This window comes from Bradyrhizobium sp. USDA3516, from assembly GCF_057651995.1.
In genome coordinates this window covers 133854-156641 of record NZ_JBYGYN010000011.1, presented here as the reverse complement: position 1 = coordinate 156641, position 22788 = coordinate 133854, and the positions used below count along the sequence as shown (strand labels likewise).

The window sequence follows — 22788 nt, the reverse complement described above, 5'->3', positions numbered from 1 at the left end:
CAGTACTACGGACTGAGCGCGATCCGGAATCCATGCGTGGGATAACGGACGCCGGTGTCGTATCCACCGCGGTTTGACGGCCGCACATATCTCGAATCGTTCTTCCAGGAGCCTGAACGCAGGACATGAGAGCTGCAGTCAGCGCTGGTACGCGCCGAGCCGTCGCTGGGCGCGCCCTGATAGGTCCGGTGCCAGCAGTCCGCGACCCACTGATCGATGCCGCCGCCCATGTCGTAAAGCCCGAACGGATTTGGCTTGAAACTGCCGACCTTGGCCGGCTGCTCGGCGGCAAGTTCACCGCAATCCTTGCAGCCGGCCATGCCCGGCTGCAGCTTGTCGCCCCACCAATATTTGGTCTGTGTGCCGCCGCGTGCCGCATATTCCCATTCGGCTTCGCTCGGAAGCCGGTAGGGCTTCTTCGTCGCCTGCGCGAGCCAGGCGACATATTGCTGCGCATCGGTCCAGCTCACATTGCTGACCGGGGCATCGTCCTTGCCGGTGGCCGTAAATCCGCACACCTTGGCGGCAGCGCATTCGTTCCACTCCTGCACCGTCACCGGGTATTTTCCGATCGAGAACGGCTTGATCGTGACCTGGTGGACGGGACGCTCGGTCGGATCGTCGTTGCTACCCATGGCGAAGCTGCCGCCGCGAATGGCGATCATTTCGGGCTCGCGCACCGGCGTTGCCGATGGGCTGGGAGCCGGAGTCGGGGCCGAAGGCGACGAAGCCAATGACGGAGAGGGTTGCGGCGTCTGCTTCGCCGCCTCGCTCGGCAACGGCTGAGGAACCGGTGAGACGACCGGAGCGGTGGGCGGCGCGGCAGCCTGCTCGCCCATCCTGCCGGGCTGCGCCAGCAAATACCAGAGCACGCCGGTGGCCATCATCAGCACTGTAATGGCTAGCAAAAAGATCAGCGCGTTCTCACGTCGGCTTCTTGTCTTGCCGACCGCATCAGCGTCCGGCAGCACACGATACACGCGCACCGGATCGGTGATGTTCTTGACCTTGCGGTCGCCGAGCGACTCATAGCCGCATACTACCTTGTGCTTGATCTGCTCGTAGATCGCGCCCGAGATATAGACCTGACCGGGCTCGGCAATGCCCTCGATGCGTGTGGCGATGTTGACGCCGTCGCCGTAGACATCGTCCGACTCCACGATCACATCGCCGAGATTGACGCCAATCCGATACTCGAGCCGCGAATGCTTGGGAAGCGGCGCGTTGCGGCCGATGAGGTTCTGCTGGATGACGATGCTGCATCGAACGGCCTCGACAGGGCTGTCGAAAATGGCGATGAAGCCATCGCCTGTCGTCTTCACCAGAGTTCCATGGTGCTCGACGATGCTTGGATAGATGAGGTCGCGCTCGATCCGCTTGACGCGGACATGCGTCCCCTCCTCATCGGCCTGCATCATGCGGCTGTACGAAGCGATGTCACCGACAATGATCGCAGCGAGGCGACGAGGCATGGCGCCGTGCGGAGGCGGCTCGTCTTGATTGCCGGATTTGAAGCTGCGAATTTCGCCCATTGCGGGGGGACTCCATATACTGACAAGGCAGCCCCAGCTTACGACCGCCGAAGGCGGTCGTCTGTGAAGGCTATCACATTGACGAACCGAGACAATGTCGTAGCGATTGCAGGCTTCAAGTTCCGAAGGGCCGCCCGCTGCACCGCTTGAACCTTCTCGAGCCCATCAGTGACTAAGGCGGAGCGTGAAGCGAGTTGCGCCAACCCGCACCGCGACCACCGCTCGAGCGGCTTGCGACGGTTGAACTCGGGTCACCAATTCTGCGTCTAACAGACAGCAGCTCTGTCCTGCTGCGACGAAATTGTCATGTGCGCGAGGCCCTCATGAAGCTCGTCATCCTTGCTACCCTCACTTTTGCTGCGCTGACCAGCGTCGGCCGCGCCGAGGAAGTCGACGATATCCGCGAGGCCAGCAAGGCCGAGGCCGAGACCTTCAATACGCGCATGTATGCGAGGCCTCCCGGTGACAAGGCCTATGCCTGCTTCGTCCGCCGCTACGACGCCGACCATCTGGCGCGGCATCCGAAGCAGAAGGTCGCTTCGATGAAGCTGCTGGTCTCCGCGGAGTTCGACAAGGAGGACAAGGAGCTGCACCACTCGTTTCGCCTCGGCTTCAGATACCGTCACCGCAGCGGCGATTTCGATTCCAGCGGCTCGTGCAACCACGCCGTATTCACCAGAGGCGGCGACGAAGTGCGTCTCGGCTGCGGCGTCGACTGCGATGGCGGCGGCATCGGCGTTGCGCTCTCCAAGGACGCCAAGTCGGCGATCGTGCGGCTCGAACGTGTCAGGGTCTGGCAGAACAACAAGCCGGACGACGATGCCGAGCATTCGCTGACGGCCGGCGCCGACGACAAGATCTTCCGCCTCGACCGCACCGACAACAGCGACTGTGCCTCGCTGGTGACCGACCGCAAGGAACTCGCGGCGCTGCGCCACAAATGATATGCCTGCGGCAAATTCGGGCTTCGTCGAGGAGATCGCCATGAACCGCCGGAACATGTTGTGGAGCGCCGTCTCGGCGCTGGGTGCAGCGTTCGGCGCCTCCAGCGCGAAAGCCACGACCGCCACCGCGCCGTCGAACAAGCTCAAGGTGGTCTATCACCTCAGCGACGCCGAGAAGGTCCATTTCGTGCTCGGCAATATCCAGAACCACTTCGACGGCGTCGGCGGACCCGAGCACGTGACGATCGCGCTGGTGGTCCACGGCCCGGCGCTGAAGGCGTTTCATTCGGCGCAGGCCAATCCCGACGTCAGCAGGCGCATCGGTGACTTCTCCAAGGGCGGCGTCGAGCTCGCGGCCTGCGGCAACACGATGAAGGCGCAGAACGTGACGCTGAGCGAGCTGCTGCCGGGTTTCGTCAGCGCCGAGAACGGCGGCGTGGTCCGCATCGCCGAGCTGCAGTCGCAGGGGTATCTGTATTTGCGGCCGTAGGCCGGGCTGGCGATGGCTGGCGCAGCCCTTTCCGCGTCATTGCGAGGAGCCCTTGCGACGAAGCAATCCAGGCAGCCTCCGCGGAAAGAGCCTGGATTGCTTCGCGGAGCCTGTCATCGGGCCGCGCTTCGCGCGGTCCTGTTGGCTCTCAATGACGGAGGTGTGGCGGCGCCCCTGCGTTCCCATCGCGCTTGACTTACCCATAACCCCACAGTTATGAATTCATCCATAACTTCCCAGTTATGGATTGTTCATGTCCCCTACCCCCGACCTCCTGTTCAGGACGCTCGCCGATCCGACCCGACGGGCGATCTTCGAGCGGCTGTGCCGCGAGGGAGAGCAGACGGTCGGGGCGCTGACGGCGCGATCCGGTGTCTCGCAGCCGGCGGTATCGAAACATCTCGGCGCGTTGAAGCAGGCGGGCCTGGTGTGCGACCGGCACGAGGGACGGCAGACCCATTACAGCGCGCAGCCCGGTGCGCTCAATCCGCTGGTCGACTGGACCGGCCAGATGGCCGCCTTCTGGCAGAAGAGGTTAGACGCCCTCGACGATCTCCTGAAGAGGATGGACCAATGAACGAACCCGCCGAAACGCGCTCCGTCGTCATCGAGCGCGAATTTGCCTATCCCGCCGAGCGGCTCTGGCGCGCGCTGACGCAGCCGCATCTGATCGAGGAATGGCTGATGAAGAACGACTTCAAGCCGGTCGTCGGCCACAGATTCAACCTGCGCGGCGAATGGGGCGGCGTGCTTGACTGCGAGGTGCTCACCATCGAGCCGCAGAAGACGCTGGCCTACACCTGGAATTTCTCGCATGAGGACGCCGCCTTCGATCTCAAGAGCATCGTCACCTTCACGCTGACGCCGACGAGCGCGGGCACGCATCTGCGCGTCGAGCAGGCGGGCTTCCGCCCGACGCAGAAACAGGCTTTCGGCGGCGCGAACGCCGGCTGGAAGCAGTTCCTGGCCAAACTGGACGATTTGCTGGCGCGGGCTGAGTAGCGCCGCCGACGCCCCCCTTCGATCAATCCAACAGGAGGTCCCAATGAGCACGCAGATGTGGATACGGCAAATTCACCGTTGGCTCTCGATGGCTTTCACGGTCGCCGTCATCGCCAACATCGTGGCGATGACCATGCAGGTCCAGGCGGTGTGGATCGGCTTCCTGGCGCTGGTGCCGCTGATTCCGCTGCTCGCAACCGGGCTCTATCTGTTCGCGCTGCCTCATCTCGGCCGCAGCAGGGCGTGAACGAGGCCACGATGAAGAAGCCTGTGGCGAAGACGAGCAGCGCGAAGCAAGCAGGCACCGCCTCGCCATCGCAGCTGATCGACGGCCGGATCAAGCAGCTCGGCGACTGGCGCGGCGAGATGCTCGCGCGAATCCGCGGCCTGATCAGGGACGCCGATCCTGACGTCGTCGAGGAATGGAAATGGCGTGGCGTTCCCGTGTGGGAGCACGACGGCATCATCTGCACCGGCGAGACCTACAAGGAAGTCGTGAAGCTGACCTTCGCCAAGGGCGCGGCGCTGGCGGATCCCGCTAGGCTTTTCAATTCCAGCCTCGACGGCAATGTTCGCCGCGCGATCGATATCCGCGAAGGTGAGACGATCAACGAAAAGGCGCTGAAGGCCCTGATCCGCGCCGCGGTGGCGCTGAATGCGTCGAAGAGGAAGCCGGGGAAGAAGCCGTCGGTCTAGGACAGCCATTGGGCAGCCGCGGAGGCCTTCCTTCTCCCCTTGTGGGAGAAGGTGGCGCGAAGCGCCGGATGAGGGGTCTCCATCGGCATGGGAAGTGCGGAGAGATACCCCTCACCCCAGTGAGCTTATGTCTACCGGCGTCGCTGCCCTCTCCCACAAAGGGGAGAGGGCACATCAACGCGCATCTCGCCTAGCGCTCCACGCAGCCAGCCCCGCCTCACGCCACCGCCGCCGCGATCGGGCGCGGGCTGACGACGTATTCGCGCAGGACCTTGTCGTTGGAATCGACCTCGATCAGCGCAACGTCGTAGGTCCAGAGATCGGCGAGGTGCTGCAGCACGCGCTTGGCGTCGGTCTCGTTGAGCTGCGAGCCCTTGATGACGTGGTGATGCAGGATCAGGCGGCGGTCGCCGGAGAGGTCGACGTCCACCACCTCGATATTGGCGTCGATGTAGCCGACATCGTGCTGCCGCGCCAGCTCGCGGCGGACGCGGCGGAAGCCGCGCTCGTCGTGGATGGCATCGACACGAATGCCGGCGCGCTCCTCGGGATCATCGTGCAGGTGGAACATGCGGAAGTGCCGCATCAACTTCGGGCTCAGGAATTGGCCGATGAAGCTTTCGTCGCGGTAATTGGCCCAGACGTCGCGCAGCACGCCCATGACGTCGTTCTTGCCGGCGATGTCGGGGAACCACTCGCGATCCTCGTCCTCGGGACGGGTGACGATGCGCTCGATGTCCTGCATCACGGCAAAGCCCAGCGCATAGGGGTTGAAGCCCGAGAAGCGCGGATCGTCGAATTCCGGCTGGAACACCACGTTGGTGTGCGATCCCAGGAACTCGAGGAAGTTGCCGTCGGTGATGCGACCCTGCTGGTGCAGCTGGGTCATGATGCGGTAGTGGACGTAGGTGGCCGTCCCCTCGTTCATCACCTTGGTCTGGCTCTGCGGGTAGAAATATTGCGCGATGTGCCGGACGATGCGTAAGAGCTCGCGCTGCCAGGGCGCCAGCCGCGGCGCGCTCTTCTCCAGGAAGTAGAGCAAATTCTCCTGCGGCAGGCCGAGCAGCTTGCGGCGGCGCTCGACGCTGAGCGCCGCGCGGCTCTTGCTCCTGCCGGCCGGCACAGTGCGCCAGAGATCGTTGAAGACCTCCTCCTCGTGCTGGCGGCGGCGCCCTGCCCGCTTCTCCTCGGCGCGCAGATCGAGCTTCTTCTTGCCGGGGTAACGGTCGATACCGTGCGACATCAGCGCGTGCGCGGCATCAAGCGTGCGCTCGACCTCGATGCGGCCGTAGCGCTCCTCGCACTGCATGACGTAGTTCTTGGCGAAGTCGAGATAGTCCAGGATGCCGTCGGCATCGGTCCACTGCTTGAACAGATAATTGTTCTTGAAGAAATGGTTGTGGCCGAAGGCGGCGTGCGCGATCACCAGCGTCTGCATCGTCGCCGTGTTCTCCTCCATCAGGTAGGAGATGCAGGGCGAGGAGTTGATGACGATCTCGTAGGCGAGCCCCATCAGGCCCTTGCGGTAGGACGCCTCATGGAACGCGAAGTGCTTGCCGAACGACCAGTGCTTGTAGAACAGGGGCATGCCGACCGACGAATAGGCGTCCAGCATCTGCTCGGCGGTGATGACCTCGATCTGGTTCGGATAGACGTCGAGCCCGAGATCCTTCAACGCCACCTCCTCGCAGGCATCGGTGATGCGCTGCAAGGTGTGAAAGTCCCAATCGGCGCCTTCGAACAAACGTTCCTTCATGGAGCGGCCTTCTCCTGGGCAGTGTCGCGGCGCTGGAACAGATCGTGGAACACCGGGAAGATCTCGCTGCGCTCCGAGACCTTGCGCATCGAGAGCGGGGCGCCGCTGTTGCGCAGCCGTTCATAGAGGCTCCAGAGCGAGGAATCGGAGAGATCGAACGCGCTGCCGCCGGCCTCGCCGACCTCGAGATAGGCGAAGAACTGGCAGACCGGGAGGATCTTCTCGGTCAAGAGGAGCCCGGTGAGCTCGCCGTCGGAATAGGAATTGTCGCCGTCGGAAGCCTGCGCGGCGTAGATGTTCCAGTCGGACGGGTTGAAGCGCTCGCGCACGATCTCGTGCATCGCCTGCAGCGCGCTGGAGACCAGCGTGCCGCCCGAGGCCGGACCGTAGAAGAAGGTCTGCTCGTCGACCTCCTCGGCGCGATCGGTGTGGCGGATGAAGACGATCTCGACGTGCTTGTAGCGCCGCTTCAGGAAGACGTAGAGCAGCATGTAGAAGCGCTTCGCCAGATCCTTCATGTGCTCGGACATCGAGCCGGAGACGTCCATCAGGCAGAACATCACCGCCTGCGCGACGGGCTTGGGCACCGTCTCGAAGCGCCGGTAACGGATGTCGAGCGGATCGATGAAGGGGATGCGCTTCGACTTCGCCTTCAGCGTTTCGAGCCGGGCCACGAGAGCCGCACGCTCGTCCGCGTCGGTGCAGGCTTCGATCGCGGCTTCCAGCTCCTCGATCTCGTCCTTGCGCGGACGCTTGAGCGCGATGCGGCGGGCGAGCGCGAGCTTCACCGTCCGGCTCACCGAGATGTTGGCGGGCGAGCCGGTCATGGTGTAGCCGGCGCGCTGGATGCCTTCGCTCTCGGTCTGCGCGATCTTGCGCTTGGCGAGGTCCGGCAACTCGAGGTCGTCGAGGAAGAGATCGACGAACTCGTCACGGCTCAGCACGAAGCGGAAGGCGTCCTCGCTGTCGCCTTCGCCGGGACCGGAATCCTTGGCGCTGCCCTGGCCGGAGCGCTGGAGATAGTCGCCTTCGATGAACTTCTTGTTGCCGGGCAGCACCATGTCGCGCGTCCCGCCTTCACGGCGGAAACGCGGCTCGTGCATGCCGTCGAGCGGGATCGTGACCTCACCACCCTCCAGGACGTCCTTGATGTCGCGTTCCTGCGAGGTCTTCTTGACGGCGCCCTGCACCAGGGATTTGGCCCGACGCAAGAACCGCTGGCGGTTCTCAAGACTCTTGCCGCCTGGATTCAGGCGCCTGTCAATAATGTGAATGGGCACTTTACCATTCGCCTCCCATCCGCCTCAACCGGCCTGCTTCACGCGCATGTACCATTCGACGAGCCGGCGAACCTGACGTTCGGTATAGCCGCGCTCCACCATGCGTGCGACGAACTCGCCGTGCTTCTTCTCCGTCTCGCCGTCCTTCTTCGACCCGAAGGAGATGACCGGAAGCAGGTCCTCGACCTGGGAGAATATCCGCTTTTCGATCACATCGCGAATCTTCTCGTAGGAGGTCCAGGTTGGATTTTTACCGCCGTTCTGGGCCCGCGACCGTAACGAGAATTTGACGACCTCGTTGCGGAAGTCCTTGGGGTTGGCGATGCCCGCCGGCTTCTCGATTTTCGTCAGCTCCTGGTTCAAGAGCTCGCGATCGAGCAGCTGGCCCGTGTCGGGGTCCTTGAAGTCCTGGTCCTCGATCCAGGCGTCGGCGTAATCGACGTAGCGGTCGAACAGGTTCTGGCCGTAATCCGAGTAGGATTCGAGATAAGCCTTCTGGATCTCGTTGCCGATGAACTCGGCATAACGCGGCGCCAGATCCGCCTTGATGAATTCGAGATAGCGCTTCTCGACCTCCTCGGGCAGCTGCTCGCGGCGGATCGCCTGCTCCAGCGCGTACATCAGATGCACGGCGTCGGCGGCCACCTCCTGCGGATCGTGGTTGAAGGTGGCGGCCAGGATCTTGAAGGCGAAGCGGGTGGAGACGCCGTCCATGCCCTCGTCGACGCCGGCGGCGTCGCGATATTCCTGGACGCTGCGCGCCTTCGGATCGGATTCCTTCAGGCTTTCGCCGTCGTAGACCCGCATCTTGCCGAACAGGGTGGAGTTTTCGTGCTTGCGCAGGCGCGACATCACCGAGAACCGCGCCAGCGTCTCCAGCGTCGACGGCGCGCAAGGCGCCGAGGCGAGCTCGGAGCCCTGGATCAGCTTCTCGTAGATCTTCTGCTCCTCGGTGACCCTGAGGCAGTAAGGCACCTTGATGACGCAGATGCGGTCGATGAAGGCCTCGTTGTTCTTGTTGGCCTTGAAGCTCGCCCACTCGGCTTCGTTCGAGTGCGCCAAGATGATGCCGGTGAACGGGATCGCGCCGATGTTCTCGGTGCCGATATAATTGCCTTCCTGCGTTGCGGTCAGCAACGGGTGCAGCATCTTGATCGGCGCCTTGAACATCTCGACGAACTCGAGCACGCCCTGGTTGGCGCGGTTGAGGCCGCCGGAATAGCTGTAGGCGTCGGGATCGTTCTGGGCGTAGGTCTCGAGCTTGCGGATGTCGACCTTGCCGACCAGCGAGGAGATGTCCTGGTTGTTCTCGTCACCGGGCTCGGTCTTGGCGATCGCGATCTGGCGCAGCCGCGACGGCTGGATCTTGGCGACCCGGAATTGCGAGATGTCGCCGCCGAAAGCTTCCAGCCGCTTGTAGCACCACGGGCTCATCAGGCCGGTGAGGCGACGGCGCGGAATGCCGTATTTCTCCTCCAGCATCGGACCGAGCTGATCGGGATCGAACAGGCTGAGCGGGCTCTCGAACACCGGCGAGAGCTCGTCGCCGGCCTTGAGCACGTAGATCGGCTGCACTTCCATCAGCGACTTGAGCCGCTCGGCGAGCGAGGACTTGCCGCCGCCGACCGGGCCGAGCAAATAGAGGATCTGCTTGCGCTCTTCGAGACCTTGCGCCGCGTGGCGGAAGAAACCGACGATGCGCTCGATGGTTTCTTCCATGCCGTAGAAGCCGGCGAAGGCCGGATAGGTGCGGATGGTGCGGTTCAAAAAAATACGGCCAAGGCGTGGGTCCTTGGCCGTGTCAATCGTCTGGGGCTCACCGATCGCCGCTAGCAGTCGTTCGGCCGCATTCGCGTATTTCATGGGATCGCTTCGACACGATTCCAGATATTCCGCCATCGACATGTCGTGCTGGCTTCTCGCCTCGAACGACCGAGCGAAAGCGTTGAATAGAGAATCGTTGTACATGATCCCTCTCCGCGTGAGTTCCGCTACAAGCTGAAACGAAAGCAGTTACCGGACCGTTCCTCAGGCCGTTTCGAATCAGCGTGAGCACATGACAATCATTGGACACCCGGGTGCCGACTCGACGCAACGCACAACGTAGGCACTCTATGAGTTACGAACAGGCACCTGCCCGTATTTTGTGCGAATCTCTGTCTATTCTGGCTCATTTCCAGAAAATGTCACTCGGTCGCCACATCCGGGCGTTCCCGGGGATGGCCCCATCCGGCAATGCAGCATAGCGATCCCGGAGCGGCGATCTTATGACACTTGTACGGCGAAGCCTTGCGGTCCCCGTTCATCTTCCTGCTGCAATGCGGTGCGCTGTCCGCCTGTCCCTCGCGGCAAGGCGCAGCACCGTGACACAATCGCTGCCAGGCCCACCGGACGGATGACAACGCGATCGTTCTGCGCGTAACGGCCAGCTTGGGATGCTGCGGAGGTCTTCGCATGCCCGGCGTCGGCCTCAGCACGGTCATTTCGTGACCGCGGCAATCTTCGGGACAACATCTCCGCCATCGAACCCCGTGGCAGAAATTCATTGTCGATGCGGAGATCGCGAAGCGTAGAAGCGTAGGAGTGGACGACGACATGCCCGCTGGGCAGCGAATCGTTCAGATCAGCCGGATGGTGGACGACCCTTAAGCAACAATAAGCGCCACGCCGGGATCGCCATGATCGCGACGGAGTTACGCTGGAGGGTATGACTCCCGCACCCTTGATTGGTTCCCTCCCGGGTGCATGTAGGCTAGAGGATAGCGCGTCAGGACCTTCGCGAAAACCCCTCGTCCGCAGGCTTGGAGATAATAAGCATCATGAATCCCGTCAAAGAACTGGAAAAGCACGGACAGGCGGTCTGGCTCGACTTCCTGGCCCGCGGCTTCATCGCCAAAGGCGACCTGAAGCGGCTGATCGAAACCGACGGCGTCAAGGGCGTCACCTCCAACCCGTCGATCTTCGAGAAGGCGATCGGCAGCTCGGACGAATACGACGCGCCGATCGGCAAGGCGCTGAAGCGCGGCGACCGCAATGTGGCCGACCTGTTCGAGGCCGTCGCGGTCGAGGACATCCAGAACGCCGCCGACGTGCTGCGCCCGGTCTATGACCGCCTCAAGGGCGGCGACGGCTATGTCAGCCTGGAGGTCTCGCCCTATCTCGCCATGGACACGTCAGGCACGATCGCGGAGGCGCGGCGGCTCTGGAAGGACGTCGGTCGCAAGAACCTGATGGTGAAGGTGCCGGCGACGCCGGAGGGCCTGCCGGCGATCGAGCAGTTGATCAGCGAGGGCATCAGCATCAACATCACGCTGCTGTTCTCCAAGGCCGTCTATCTCGAGGTGGCCGAGGCCTACATCGCCGGTCTGGAGACCTACGTCGCCGGCGGCGGCGATCCGTCGCATGTGGCCAGCGTCGCCAGCTTCTTCGTCAGCCGGATTGATTCGGTGGTCGACAAGCAGCTCGACGAGAAGATCGCCCGCGCCAACGATCCGTCCGAGAAGGAACGTCTCGCCGCGCTCAAGGGCAAGGTGGCGATCGCCAACGCCAAGCTCGCCTACCAGGACTACAAGCGCCTGTTCTCAGGTCCCCGCTGGGAGAAGCTCGCCGCCAAGGGCGCCAAGCCGCAGCGCATGCTATGGGCCTCCACCGGCACCAAGAACAAGGATTACAGCGACGTCCTCTATGTCGAGGAGCTGATCGGCCCCGACACCATCAACACCGTGCCGCCGGCAACGCTGGATGCGTTCCGCGACCACGGCAAGCCGCGCGACAGCCTGGAGGAGAACGTCGAGGACGCGAAACGCGTGCTGGACGAGCTGGAGCGCTCCGGCATCTCGCTCGAGGCGATCGCCGAGGAGCTGGTCAAGGACGGCGTCAAGCTGTTTGCGGATGCCGCCGACAAGCTCTACGGCGCCGTCGCCCACAAGCGCGCGGTCGTGCTCGGGCCCGCACTCGACCGCCAGCAGCTCTCGCTGGGCGAGGCGCTCGGCAAGGCGCTGGCCAAGTCCACGGAGGAATGGCGGGCGTCGGCCAGGATCCGCAGGCTGTGGCAGCGCGACAAGTCGGTCTGGACCGGTGCGGACGAGGACAAATGGCTGGGCTGGCTCGACAGTCCGGCCAAGGCCGACATTGCCGATTACGAGGACTATGCCGGCCGCGTGAAGGGCCAGAAATTCTCCGACGCCGTCGTGCTCGGCATGGGCGGATCCAGCCTCGGCCCCGAGGTGCTGGCCGAGACCTTCGGCAAGAAGCCCGGCTTCCCCAGGCTGCACGTGCTCGACTCCACCGATCCGGCGCAGGTGCGGGCGATGGAGGCGAAGATCGACATCGCCAACACCGTCTTCATCGTCTCCAGCAAGTCCGGCGGCACCACCGAGCCGAACGCGATGAAGGATTATTTCCACGAGCAGGTTGCCAAGGCTGTGGGTCCCAAGGTGAAGACCGGGCATCGCTTCATCGCGGTGACCGATCCCGGCTCCTCGCTGGAGAAGGCGGCGAAGAGCCTGCATTACGCCCGCATCTTCCATGGCGAGCCCTCGATCGGCGGACGCTATTCGGTCCTCTCGCCCTTCGGCTTGGTGCCGGCGGCGACCGCGGGCATCGACGTCAAGATCTTCGTCAAGCACGCGCTGGCGATGGCCCGCTCCTGCGGCCCCGACGTGCCGCCGTCCGAAAACCCGGGCGTGCAGCTCGGCCTCGCCATGGGTCTCGCCGGGCTCGAAGGCCGCGACAAGGTGACGATCCTGGCGTCGAAGAAGATCGCCGATTTCGGCGCCTGGGCCGAGCAGCTGATCGCGGAATCGACCGGCAAGGAGGGCAAGGGCCTGATCCCGATCGAGGGCGAGCCGCTGGGCGATCCCTCCGTCTACGGCAACGACCGCTTCTTCATCGACATCCGTGTCGAAGGCGAAGCGGACGCCGCACATGACTCCCAGCTTGCCGCGATCGAGGCGGCGGGTCACCCCGTGGTGCGCATCGTCATGAAGTCGATCGAGCATCTCGGCCAGGAATTCTTCCGCTTCGAGATGGCAACCGCCGTGGCCGGCAGCATTCTCGGCATCAATCCGTTCGACCAGCCGGACGTCGAAGCGGCCAAGATCAAGACCCGCGAGCTCACCGCCGCGTTCGAGAAGACCGGCAAGCTGCCGGCGGAAGAGCCGGTGGTCAGCACCAAGGACGCCGATCTCTACACCGACGAGGCCAACGCCGCAGCGCTGCGCGCCGCCGGCGCCAACGGCGATCTCGGCTCCTGGCTGAAGGCGCATCTGTCGCGATCCAGCGACGGGGACTACGTCGCCCTGCTCGGCTACATCGCGCGCGACAAGGCCACGATCGACGCGCTCCAGGCGATGCGGCTCGAGGTGCGCGAGAAGCGGCATGTCGCAACCTGCGCCGAGTTCGGCCCGCGCTTCCTGCACTCGACGGGACAGGCCTACAAGGGCGGGCCCGACAGCGGCGTGTTCCTCCAGATCACCGCCGATGACGCCAAGGACCTGCCGGTGCCGGGCCAGAAGGCGAGCTTCGGCGTGATCAAGGCGGCGCAGGCGCGCGGCGATTTCGACGTGCTGACGGAACGCGGCCGGCGCGCGCTGCGGGTACACCTGAAGGGTGGCCTCAAGAAAGGCCTCGCCACGCTCAATGCAGCGCTCAACGACGCGCTGAACTGAAGGAATATTGCAGATGCAACTCGGCATGATCGGCCTCGGCCGAATGGGCGGCAACATCGTTCGCCGCCTGATGCGCCACGGGCATTCGACGGTGGTCTACGACAAGGATGCGAAGGCCGTAGCTAACCTCGCCGCCGACGGCGCGGTCGGCTCGGCGACGCTGGAAGAGTTCGTCGCCAAGCTGGAGCGGCCGCGCACCGCCTGGGTGATGCTGCCAGCAGGACGCATCACCGAGACCACGATCGAGACCATCGCCGGCGTGATGCAGGAAGGCGACGTCATCATCGACGGCGGCAACACCTTCTGGCAGGACGACGTCCGCCGCGGCAAGGCGTTGAAGGCGCGCGGCATCCATTACGTCGATGTCGGCACCTCGGGGGGCGTGTGGGGGCTCGACCGCGGTTACTGCATGATGATCGGCGGCGAGAAGCAGGTGGTCGACCGGCTCGATCCGATCTTTGCTGCGCTCGCGCCGGGCGCCGGCGACATTCCGCGCACGCCGGGGCGCGAGGGCCGCGATCCCCGCGTCGAGCAAGGCTACATCCACGCCGGGCCTGTCGGCGCCGGCCATTTCGTCAAGATGATCCACAACGGCATCGAATACGGCCTGATGCAGGCCTATGCCGAAGGTTTCGACATCCTCAGGAATGCCAATATCGAGGCTTTGCCGGCGGATCACCGCTACGATTTCGATCTCGCCGACATCGCCGAAGTGTGGCGGCGCGGCAGCGTGATTCCATCCTGGCTGCTCGACCTCACCTCGGCCGCGCTCGCCGACAGTCCGCAACTGTCGGAATATTCCGGCTTCGTGGAGGATTCCGGCGAAGGCCGCTGGACCGTGAATGCGGCGGTCGACGAGGCCGTGCCGGCAGAGGTCCTGACTGCGGCGCTCTACACACGTTTCCGTTCCCGTCGGGAACACACCTTCGCCGAAAAAATTCTCTCGGCGATGCGCGCTGGGTTCGGCGGGCACAAGGAGCCGACGCAACCGGGCGCGGCGAAGCCGAAGTAACGCGTAACCAAGCGAAGGCTGACCATTCGTGACAAAAGACCCGCAGCCCAAGCGCAAGCCGGACAATTGCGCCTTCGTCATCTTCGGCGTCACCGGCGATCTCACCCATCGCCTGGTGATGCCCTCGCTCTACAATCTGGCGGCCGAGCACCTGTTGCCGGAAAAGTTCTGCGTCGTCGGCGTCGCCCGCAGGGGCCAGTCGGATGAGGAGCTGCGCGACAGCCTGCTGAAGGGCTTGCGGCAATTCGCGACGCGCCCGGTGGACGACGACATCGCGACGAGGCTTTTGGAATGCGTGACCTTCGTCGAGGCCGACGCAAAGGATCCGCCCTCCTTCGACCGCCTGCGTGAGCATCTGGATTCGCTGGAATGCGCGCAGGACACCGGCGGCAACCGGCTGTTCTATCTGGCAACGCCGCCTGCCGCGTTCGCACCGACCGCGCGGGAGCTCGGCCGCACCGGCATGATGCAGGAGAACGGTGCCTGGCGGCGGCTCGTGATCGAGAAGCCGTTCGGCACCGACCTCGCCTCGGCCCGCGCGCTGAATGCCGAGCTCTTGAAGATCATGGACGAGCACCAGATCTACCGGATCGACCACTATCTCGGCAAGGAAACGGTGCAGAACATTCTGGTGCTGCGTTTCGCCAACGGCATGTTCGAGCCGATCTGGAATCGCAACCACATCGATCATATCCAGATCACCGTGGAGGAGAAGCTCGGCGTCGGCCACCGCGGCGGCTTCTACGATGCCACCGGCGCGCTGCGCGACATGGTGCCGAACCATTTGTTCCAGCTGATGTCGCTGGTCGCGATGGAGCCTCCCGCTCGCTTCGACGCACATTCCGTACGCTCCGAGAAGGCGGACGTGCTGACATCGATCCAGCTGCCCAGCCGGGAGGACGCACTGAAGAATTCAGTGCGCGCGCAATATCTTGCCGGCCGTAGCGGCGACGACGAGATCACGGACTATCGCAAGACCGCGGAGGTCAAGCCGGACAGCACCACCGAGACCTTTGTTGCGCTCAAGCTGATGATCGACAATTGGCGCTGGGCCGGCGTGCCCTTCTATTTGCGCACTGGCAAGGCGCTCGGACACAAGCGGACGGAAGTGGCGATCAAGTTCAAGCAGGCGCCGCTGTCGATGTTCTCAGGGACGGACGTCGACCGCCTGTCGCAGAACTTCCTGACCATCGGCATCGCGCCGACCGAGACCATCGAGCTGCAGTTCAACGCAAAAATCCCGGGGCCGAGCATCACAATCGACGGCGTCGAGATGAAATTCAAGTACGGCGATTATTTCCGCGCCGACCCCTCGACCGGCTATGAGACGCTGATCTACGACTGCATGATCGGCGACAACATCCTGTTCCAGCGCGCCGACGGCATCGAGGCAGGCTGGCAGGCGGTGCAGCCGTTCCTGGACGCCTGGAAGAGCGCGGGCACCAATGGCATCGAAACCTATGAAGCCGGCAGTGACGGCCCTGCCTGCGCCGACGAGTTGCTCCGGCGCGACGGGCGAAGCTGGCGGAAGTACTCGTGATGGCTCGGGCCGAGCAGCCGAAGCTGATCGTCGAGGCCGATGCCGAAGCTCTCGCCCGCGCCGCGGCCGAACGCGTGCTGGCGCGGATCGCGGCCAATCCCGACCGCATCGCGATCTGCCTCACCGGCGGCTCCAGCCCGAAAAAGCTGTATCAGTTGCTCGGCAGCGAGGCCTGGCGCAGCAGGATTCCGTGGGACCGCGTGCACTGGTTCATCGGCGACGAGCGCTTCGTGCCCGAAAGCGATCCTCTCAACAACATGGCTGTCGCGCGCGCGATCTTTCTCGACCGCAATGCGCCCGCCGGCCATATCCACCCGATCCCGACCACGGCCGACAATCCCGATGCCGCTGCGAAAGCCTATGCGCGCGAGCTGAAGGCCTTCTATGGCGCAGACCAGCTCGATCCGGGGCGCCCGCTGTTCGATCTCGTCCTGATGGGCGCGGGCCCGGACGGCCACACCGCCTCGCTGTTCCCCGGCTACCCCGAGATCGAGGAGACCCGCCGCTGGGTCGTCGGCGTTCCCAAGGCGAACGTCGCGCCGTTCGTGCCGCGGGTGTCGCTCACCCTGCCCGCTTTGGCCTCCTGCCGCGAGATGCTGTTCGAGATTGCCGGGCACGACAAGCAGCCGATCTTGACGCGCCTCTGCAATGGCGAGAATCTGCCGGCGTTACGCGCGCGCTCGAACGGCGAGACCGTCTGGCTGGTCGACGAGGCCGCGCTTCCGGAGGATATTCGTGGGCCGCGCTGAAGCACCTTGTGCATTGATCGTGATGGGCGTGTCGGGCTCCGGCAAGAGCACGGTTGCGAAGGCGCTCGGCGAGCGGCTCGGTTGGCGCTTCGAGGACGGCGACAGCTTCCATCCCGCCGGCAATGTCGAGAAGATGCGGGCCGGACATCCCCTCACCGACGAAGATCGCTGGCCCTGGCTGAATGCCATCGCCGACGAGATCGCGCTCGTGTGCGGACGGGGTGAGCACGTCATCATTGCCTGCTCGGCGCTGAAGCACGCCTATCGCGACGTGCTGCTGCGTGGCCGCGACGACGTCCGCTTCGTGTTCCTGAAGGGCACAAAGGAGCTGATCGCCGAGCGGCTCGCGCAGCGCAAGGGACATTTCATGCCGCCCGGACTGCTGACCAGCCAATTCGAGACATTGGAGCCGCCGGAGCCGGGCGAGCACGTCATCACCGTCTCGATCGACGAGACCGTCGAGGCGATCGTGGACGGCATCGTGCGGCAGCTCAAACTGGGCGGCGCAACACCCAAGGTTCTGCCATGACCCAAATCTCACTCGTGGTCTCCGATGTCGACGGCACGCTGTTGACCAAGGACAAGACGCTGACGGAGCGCGCGAAGTCCGCCGTGCATCGGCTGCACAAGGCCGGCATCGGCTTCACCATCACCTCCAGCCGCCCCGCCATCGGCATGCGCTTCTTGATCGAGCCGCTGGCGCTGTGGCTGCCGGTTGGGCCGTTCAACGGCTCCTCGATCGTCGATCCCGAGATGCGGGCGGTCGAGCAGCACCTGATTCCCGCGCGCGCGGCCGAGCGTTCCCTGCAGATCCTGCGCGAGTTCGGCGCCGATGTCTGGCTGTTCACCACCGACAAATGGCTGATCGACAATCCCGACGGAAAGTACGTCGCGCACGAGCGGCACACGATCCGCGCCGATCCGACCATCGTGACGGACTTTTCGCCGTATCTCGCCGGTGCCTGCAAGATCGTCGGCGCCAGTGCCGATGCCGCCCGCCTCGAGGCTTGCGAGAAGGTCATGCAGGAAGCGCTCGGCAGCGCGGCCACCGCGGTGCGCTCGCAGACCTATTATCTCGACATCACCCCGCCCGGCTTCAACAAGGGCACGTTCGTGCAGGCCATGGCCAAGCGCCTCGGCATCTCCACCGACGCGGTCGCCACCATCGGCGACATGCAGAACGACCTCGCGATGTTCCGCGTCAGCGGCACCTCGATCGCCATGGGCAACGCCGCCGACAACGTCAAGGACGAGGCGACGCATGTCACTGCAAGCAACGAGCAGGATGGCTTTGCCGAGGCGATGGAGATGATCTTGACGCGGAACGGGGTGGGGTGAGCGATCGGCCGATGCGGTGCGCAACCTTGGCAATTGAACGGCTGACTTTTCCGGATGACGGCGCGCAGCTGTGCCGGGAGGCACTGACATCGGATCGGTTGGACGAGCTCAGGGCAACCTGCGCCATTTGCCGCCCGATCACGCCGGACTGAGGTTAAGAGGCATCGACGGTCTCGCGCCCTTCCTTGCCGCCAGCGGAGATGTCGGAAGCTGTGCTGCGTCGGTGCTTGGGAAGGCATGCCGTCCGGTCAGAGCCATCCTGTTCGACAAGAGCGCCGCGACGAACTGGGCGCTCGGCTGGCATCAGGACCGAACCATCGCGGTGAAGGAGCGCATTCCGGTCGATGGCTTCGACACGTGGAGCATCAAGAGCGGCATGCAGCATGTCGAGCCACCCTTTGCGCTCCTGTCTGGCATGGTGACGCTGCGGGTGCATATCGATCCGGTCCCGGCTAGCAATGCGCCGTTGCTGATCGCGCCCGGATCGCACAAGCTTGGACGGATTCCGGAAGATGAGGTGCGGGACGTCGTCCGACGCTGCGGCACGGCTGCGTGTCTGGCTGATGCCGGCGACATCTGGCTGTACGCGACGCCGATTCTCCACGCTTCCGATGCCGCCACCGCCCCGATGCATCGCCGCGTCCTGCAAGTGGACTTTGCCGTCAGCGAACTTCCGGGCGGCTTGGAGTGGCTCGGGGTCTAAAGCGGAATGGCCTTGGTTTGAAACGATAGCCGCGGGCTCCTTAACCTCTCCCGCTCTTGTCCGCCGAAGCCTTTGGCGAAGGCGGATGCGGGAGAGGTCGCCGCGCAGCGGCGGGTGAGGGCTTTCTCCTCTAGGGGCCTATCCCATTGCGGAGACACCCTCTCCCCAACCCTCTCCCGCAAGCGGGCGAGGGAGCGCACCGCCCTCGGAGCGCTAAATTAGCTTACTTCGACCGCTGCATCGCCGGCTTCTCGCTCTTCTGCCGTGCCGCCGACAGGTTATGCGCCGTGTTGATCAGCGCGATGTGGGTCAGCGCCTGCGGGAAGTTGCCGGTCTGACGCTTTGCGTCTGAATCGTACTCTTCGGCGAGCAGGCCGACGTCGTTCGCAATGCTCACCACGCGATCGAACAGGACTTGCGCCTTGTCGAGATCGCCCGACAGCACGTAGGCATCGGCGAGCCACAGAGTACAGGCCAGGAAGGCGCCTTCGAGCGGCGGCTGGTCCGGGGGCAGCTCGCGCGGGTCGTGTCGCAGCACGAAGCCGCCGTGCATCAGGCATTTTTCGGCCGCGGCGATGGTGCTGCGGATGCGCGGGTCGTCCGCCGGCAGGAAGCCGACGGCGGGCAGCAGCAGCACGGATGCATCGAGCATCTTCGAGCCGTAAGATTCGACGAAGGCGCCCACCTCCGCATCAAATCCCCTGTCGCAGACGTCGCGATGAATCGCGTCGCGCAAGATGCGCCAATGCACGAGCGGCGCCTTGAAACCGAAGGTCTCGGCGCTCTTGATGCCGCGGTCGAAGGCGACCCAGGTCATCACCTTGGAGAACACGTAGTGCTTGGGCTGGCCGCGCCGTTCCCAGATGCCGTGATCGGGCTGGTCCCAGACTTCGGCCAGATGATTGAGCACGGCGCATTCCAGCGCCCAGGTCGTCTCGTCGTCGAGCTTGAGCCTCGCCATGCGCGACTGGTGGAAGGCATCGATCAATTCGCCATAGACGTCGAGCTGGAGCTGCGCGTGGGCGGCATTGCCGACGCGCACCGGCTGCGCGCCCTCATAGCCGCCGAGCCAGCCTGCCTCCCATTCCAGCAGCCGCCGCTGGCCCCAGATGCCGTACATGATCTGCATGTTCGAAGGGGAGCCCGCCGCGGCGCGCAGCAGCCAATTGTGCCAGGCCAGGGCTTCCTCGGTGTAGCCCGAGTTCATCAGCGCCAGCAGCGTGAAGGTGGCATCGCGCAGCCAGCAGAAGCGGTAGTCCCAGTTCCTGCTGCCTCCGAGCTTCTCCGGCAAGGAGGTGGTGGGTGCCGCGACGATGCCGCCGGTCGGCGCGAAGGTCAGCGCCTTCAGCGTGATCAGCGAGCGCAGGACGAGATCCTGGTAGTCGCCGTCGCGGGTGCAGTGGCCGCACCAATCCTGCCAGAAAGCTTCGGTCTCCTGGAGCGCGAGCTCGGGATCGATCGGAGCGGGCGGCTCGAGATGCGAGGGGCCGTAGGTCAGCACGAAGGGCACGGTCTCGCCTTCCTTCACCTCGAAGTCCGAGACGGTGGTCAGATCCTCGCCGCGGGTCTCGACCGGCGTGCGCAGCACCGTCATGTCCTGGCCGCCGATGGCCAGCAAGGAATGGTCGATCCGCCGCACCCAGGGAGTATCGGCGCCGAAGCCGAAGCGGATAACGAGCTCCATCCGCATCTTCACGGTGCCGTTGATGCCGCGCACCAGCCGCACGATGTCGGACGCTTTGCCGCGCGGCGGCATGAAGTCGATCAGCGCAACCGTGCCGCTCTTCGTCTCGAAGCGGGTCTCGAGGACGAGGGTATGGCCCACATAGCGCCGCGAGATGCGGGTTGCGTCCTCGCATGGCGCGATCAGCCAGCGCCCGTTCTTGTGGGTGCCGAGGATGGCGGCAAAGCAGGCGTCGGAATCGAAGGCGGGCCAGCACAGCCAGTCGATCGAGCCGTTGCGCCCCACCAGCGCCGCGGTCTCGCAATCGCCGATCAGCGCATAGTCCTCGATCCTCTGAGCCAATGTCGTGCGAGCCTGGCAAGTCCCGGCTGTTCAATTCCCGCCGGGCAATGAACGTTCCCGTGTCGCAGCTTTCAAGGCTGCGAGATCGATCCTGGAGACGATCTTGTCGAGCGCGACCGGAAGGCGCTGGCGCCAATTCGGATGCTCGTCGATCGTGCCGGGGATGTTGGGCTGGTCGATTACGCCGAGCAAATCCTCCATCGACACCGCGAGCAGCCGCGAGGGCGTGCGCGAGAGGAACGCGAGCACAGAGTAGAGGTCGTTGGCGCTGATGCCGTTCTGGCGCAGGATCTCGTCGAGCCTGCCGAGCGCATCCCATCGCGCCTGGTCGTTCTCGCCGGGATCGAGCCCGAGCGAGCGCTTCATCCTGAGATCGCCGAAGGAGCGCCATCCGGCATAGGTCGACAGGTCATGGGTGTTCAGCGTCACCAGCGCATTGGGCCGGTAATGGTCGACATTGCGGAAATGGCCGGCATCGTCGCGCTCGAACATCATGACGAGATAGGACCAGATGCCGAAATCCTGCATCATCTCGCGGAAACCTTCCGGCACGGTGCCGAGGTCCTCGCCGATCACGATGCATTGATGGGCCGAGCTCTCGCGCGCCACGGCGGCCAATAACGCCTCGAACGGCATCTGCACATAGGCGCCGTTGTCGGGCTTGAAGCCGCGCGGCACGAGATAGAGCCGTTTCAGGCCGAGCACGTGATCGAGCCTGATGGCGCCGGCATGGCGCATCGACGCCGCGAGCATGTCGGCGAACGGGACGAAAGATTGCGCTTCCAGCCCACCAGCATTGAAGCCGGCAAGGCCCCAATCCTGGCCGATGGTGTTGAGCACGTCGGGCGGCGCGCCGACCGCGAGATGACGCGAGATCGCCGTCTGTTCGTTCCAGGCATCGAAGCCGTTGGACTGCACGCCGACGGCAACGTCGAGATAGAGCCCGACCCGCATGCCGAGCTGGCCGGCGAGCGCCTTGGCCGCATGCAGCTGGCTGTCGGCCGTCCATTGCACGAATTCGACGAACTCGACCTCGCGCTTGTCCGGGCCATTGCGCAGCTCGGCGCATTTTGCCTCGTCCGGCTGCTGCCATTCCGCCGGCCATTCCCACCAGGGCGCGGCGAAGCGATGCCGCAGCACCTCGAAACAGGCAAAGCGGGACAACAGCGGTGCGCGGGCAGCACGGAAGGCGTCAAACGCCTTGCGGCGGGCCGCGCTCGCGCTTGTCACGAAGCTGTTAAAGGCGGCGCGCAGGCCCAGCCATTTCAGGGCTGCCATGTCGGCATAAGGAACGCGATCGCCCTCGCGCAGACGGGCGGCCGTCGCGGCCGCGTCGGGCACGAGGTCGGCCGAGAATTCAGGAATCGCCTCGACGTCGATATAGAGCGGGTTGAGGAAAAGCCGGCTGTTCGGCGAATAGGGGCTGCAATCGGCCGGGTGATCGTCGAACAGGACATGCAGCGGATTGAGCCCGACGCCGTCCGCCCCGAGCTGCTTGGCGAGCCGGATGAGGCCGGCCAGATCTGTGAAATCGCCGATGCCCCAATTGCGGTCGGAGCGGACGCTGTAGAGCTGCACCGCGAGCAGCCAGCCGCGGTCGAAATCGCCGCCGAAACAGCGCTCGGGCGCCACGATCATCGGCACGTCTTCGCTCGCGCCTTCGGCATCGGTCAGCGTCAGGCGGTGATACCCCAGCGCCAGGCCCGCGGGCCAGGCGATCACCGGCTCGCGCGTCTCGCCTGCCGCGATCACATTGCCGTTGCCGACGATTTTCCATTGCAGTGGCGGGGTGCCAACCGACGCCAATTCCGTGCGCGGGTGTCCGAGCGCACGGACCACGACCGGCCCGCTGACGAAGCGATAGACCCGCTTCTCCGGCAGGGCGTCGAGGATGGATTTGAGGGCCTCGGGCGCGGTGACCCGCAGCTTGCCGAGGGCATCGATGAATTCGGATTGAACGCCCTTGATCCGGGCTTGAGCTAAAAGATCCATTCGGCACGCAGCTTGCAGGCCATTAATTGGCCAGGGGCATGGAGAATAACGAGATCGCG

At 64.5% G+C, this 22788-nt stretch carries 19 protein-coding genes; 13 read left to right on the top strand and 6 right to left on the bottom strand.

All coding sequences use genetic code 11. The features are described 5' to 3' along the window. Positions 1-5: 5 nt before the first annotated feature. Positions 6-1532, bottom strand: a complete 1527-nt coding sequence (locus AC24YW_RS29895; protein ID WP_487486074.1) for an SUMF1/EgtB/PvdO family nonheme iron enzyme — start codon at positions 1530-1532, stop codon at positions 6-8. Positions 1533-1855: 323 nt separating this feature from the next. On the opposite strand from AC24YW_RS29895, the gene AC24YW_RS29890 reads away from it, so the two are divergent. The 6 genes from AC24YW_RS29890 (at position 1856) to AC24YW_RS29865 (ending at position 4664) form a co-directional block, all read left to right on the top strand. Continuing rightward, positions 1856-2476, top strand: a complete 621-nt coding sequence (locus AC24YW_RS29890) for a hypothetical protein (protein WP_487486073.1) — start codon at positions 1856-1858, stop codon at positions 2474-2476. A gap of 40 nt (positions 2477-2516) precedes the next feature. Continuing rightward, the gene (locus AC24YW_RS29885; RefSeq protein WP_487486072.1) at positions 2517-2966 is read left to right on the top strand and encodes a DsrE family protein; all 450 of its coding nucleotides are present in this window, start codon (positions 2517-2519) and stop codon (positions 2964-2966) included. Positions 2967-3219: 253 nt separating this feature from the next. Next, complete coding sequence (locus tag AC24YW_RS29880; RefSeq protein WP_487486071.1) at positions 3220-3543, top strand: ArsR/SmtB family transcription factor; 324 nt, start codon at positions 3220-3222, stop codon at positions 3541-3543. After that, positions 3540-3968, top strand: coding sequence for an SRPBCC family protein (locus AC24YW_RS29875; protein ID WP_487486070.1), 429 nt, complete (start codon positions 3540-3542; stop codon positions 3966-3968). Before AC24YW_RS29880 ends, AC24YW_RS29875 begins: the two co-directional genes overlap by 4 nt. A gap of 43 nt (positions 3969-4011) precedes the next feature. Beyond that, positions 4012-4215 (top strand): hypothetical protein, encoded by a 204-nt coding sequence (locus tag AC24YW_RS29870; protein ID WP_487486069.1) that lies wholly within the window; start codon positions 4012-4014, stop codon positions 4213-4215. A gap of 11 nt (positions 4216-4226) precedes the next feature. Beyond that, positions 4227-4664, top strand: a complete 438-nt coding sequence (locus AC24YW_RS29865; RefSeq protein WP_487486068.1) for a DUF1801 domain-containing protein — start codon at positions 4227-4229, stop codon at positions 4662-4664. A gap of 217 nt (positions 4665-4881) precedes the next feature. On the opposite strand, the gene AC24YW_RS29860 is transcribed toward AC24YW_RS29865, so the two are convergent. The 3 genes from AC24YW_RS29860 to AC24YW_RS29850 are packed head-to-tail and all read right to left on the bottom strand — an operon-like array spanning position 4882 to position 9668. Then, on the bottom strand, positions 4882-6420 hold the full coding sequence (locus AC24YW_RS29860) for a SpoVR family protein (protein WP_487486067.1): 1539 nt from the start codon (positions 6418-6420) through the stop codon (positions 4882-4884). Next, a complete protein-coding gene (locus tag AC24YW_RS29855) occupies positions 6417-7694 on the bottom strand; it encodes a YeaH/YhbH family protein (protein WP_487486232.1) in 1278 nt (425 codons plus the stop codon). Before AC24YW_RS29855 ends, AC24YW_RS29860 begins: the two co-directional genes overlap by 4 nt. Before the next feature lie 30 nt (positions 7695-7724). Next, the gene (locus AC24YW_RS29850; RefSeq protein WP_487486066.1) at positions 7725-9668 is read right to left on the bottom strand and encodes a PrkA family serine protein kinase; all 1944 of its coding nucleotides are present in this window, start codon (positions 9666-9668) and stop codon (positions 7725-7727) included. Between the two features lie 851 nt (positions 9669-10519). On the opposite strand from AC24YW_RS29850, the gene AC24YW_RS29845 reads away from it, so the two are divergent. The 7 genes from AC24YW_RS29845 to AC24YW_RS29815 all read left to right on the top strand — a co-directional run bounded on the left by AC24YW_RS29845 (position 10520) and on the right by AC24YW_RS29815 (position 18711). Further along, positions 10520-13369 (top strand): bifunctional transaldolase/phosoglucose isomerase, encoded by a 2850-nt coding sequence (locus AC24YW_RS29845; RefSeq protein WP_487486065.1) that lies wholly within the window; start codon positions 10520-10522, stop codon positions 13367-13369. 13 nt (positions 13370-13382) lie between these two features. Then, positions 13383-14381, top strand: a complete 999-nt coding sequence (gene gnd / locus AC24YW_RS29840; RefSeq protein ID WP_487486064.1) for a phosphogluconate dehydrogenase (NAD(+)-dependent, decarboxylating) — start codon at positions 13383-13385, stop codon at positions 14379-14381. A 28-nt stretch (positions 14382-14409) separates the two neighbouring features. Next, entirely contained in the window at positions 14410-15921 is a 1512-nt protein-coding gene (gene zwf, locus AC24YW_RS29835) for a glucose-6-phosphate dehydrogenase (protein WP_487486063.1), read from the top strand. Further along, positions 15921-16670 carry a 6-phosphogluconolactonase gene (gene pgl, locus AC24YW_RS29830; RefSeq protein WP_487486231.1) on the top strand — a complete coding sequence of 250 codons (750 nt, stop codon included), beginning with the start codon at positions 15921-15923 and terminating at the stop codon, positions 16668-16670. Before zwf ends, pgl begins: the two co-directional genes overlap by 1 nt. A gap of 22 nt (positions 16671-16692) precedes the next feature. After that, entirely contained in the window at positions 16693-17199 is a 507-nt protein-coding gene (locus AC24YW_RS29825) for a gluconokinase (RefSeq protein WP_487486230.1), read from the top strand. Continuing rightward, complete coding sequence (locus AC24YW_RS29820; protein ID WP_487486062.1) at positions 17196-18008, top strand: HAD family hydrolase; 813 nt, start codon at positions 17196-17198, stop codon at positions 18006-18008. The genes AC24YW_RS29825 and AC24YW_RS29820 overlap by 4 nt, the downstream gene beginning before the upstream one ends. A 223-nt stretch (positions 18009-18231) precedes the next feature. Beyond that, positions 18232-18711 (top strand): phytanoyl-CoA dioxygenase family protein, encoded by a 480-nt coding sequence (locus tag AC24YW_RS29815; protein WP_487486061.1) that lies wholly within the window; start codon positions 18232-18234, stop codon positions 18709-18711. Between the two features lie 223 nt (positions 18712-18934). Here AC24YW_RS29815 and AC24YW_RS29810 read toward each other — a convergent pair whose 3' ends face one another. Further along, positions 18935-20737 (bottom strand): glycoside hydrolase family 15 protein, encoded by a 1803-nt coding sequence (locus tag AC24YW_RS29810; protein ID WP_487486060.1) that lies wholly within the window; start codon positions 20735-20737, stop codon positions 18935-18937. Positions 20738-20767: 30 nt separating this feature from the next. After that, positions 20768-22729 (bottom strand): 4-alpha-glucanotransferase, encoded by a 1962-nt coding sequence (malQ, locus tag AC24YW_RS29805; RefSeq protein WP_487486059.1) that lies wholly within the window; start codon positions 22727-22729, stop codon positions 20768-20770. Positions 22730-22788 lie beyond the last annotated feature (59 nt).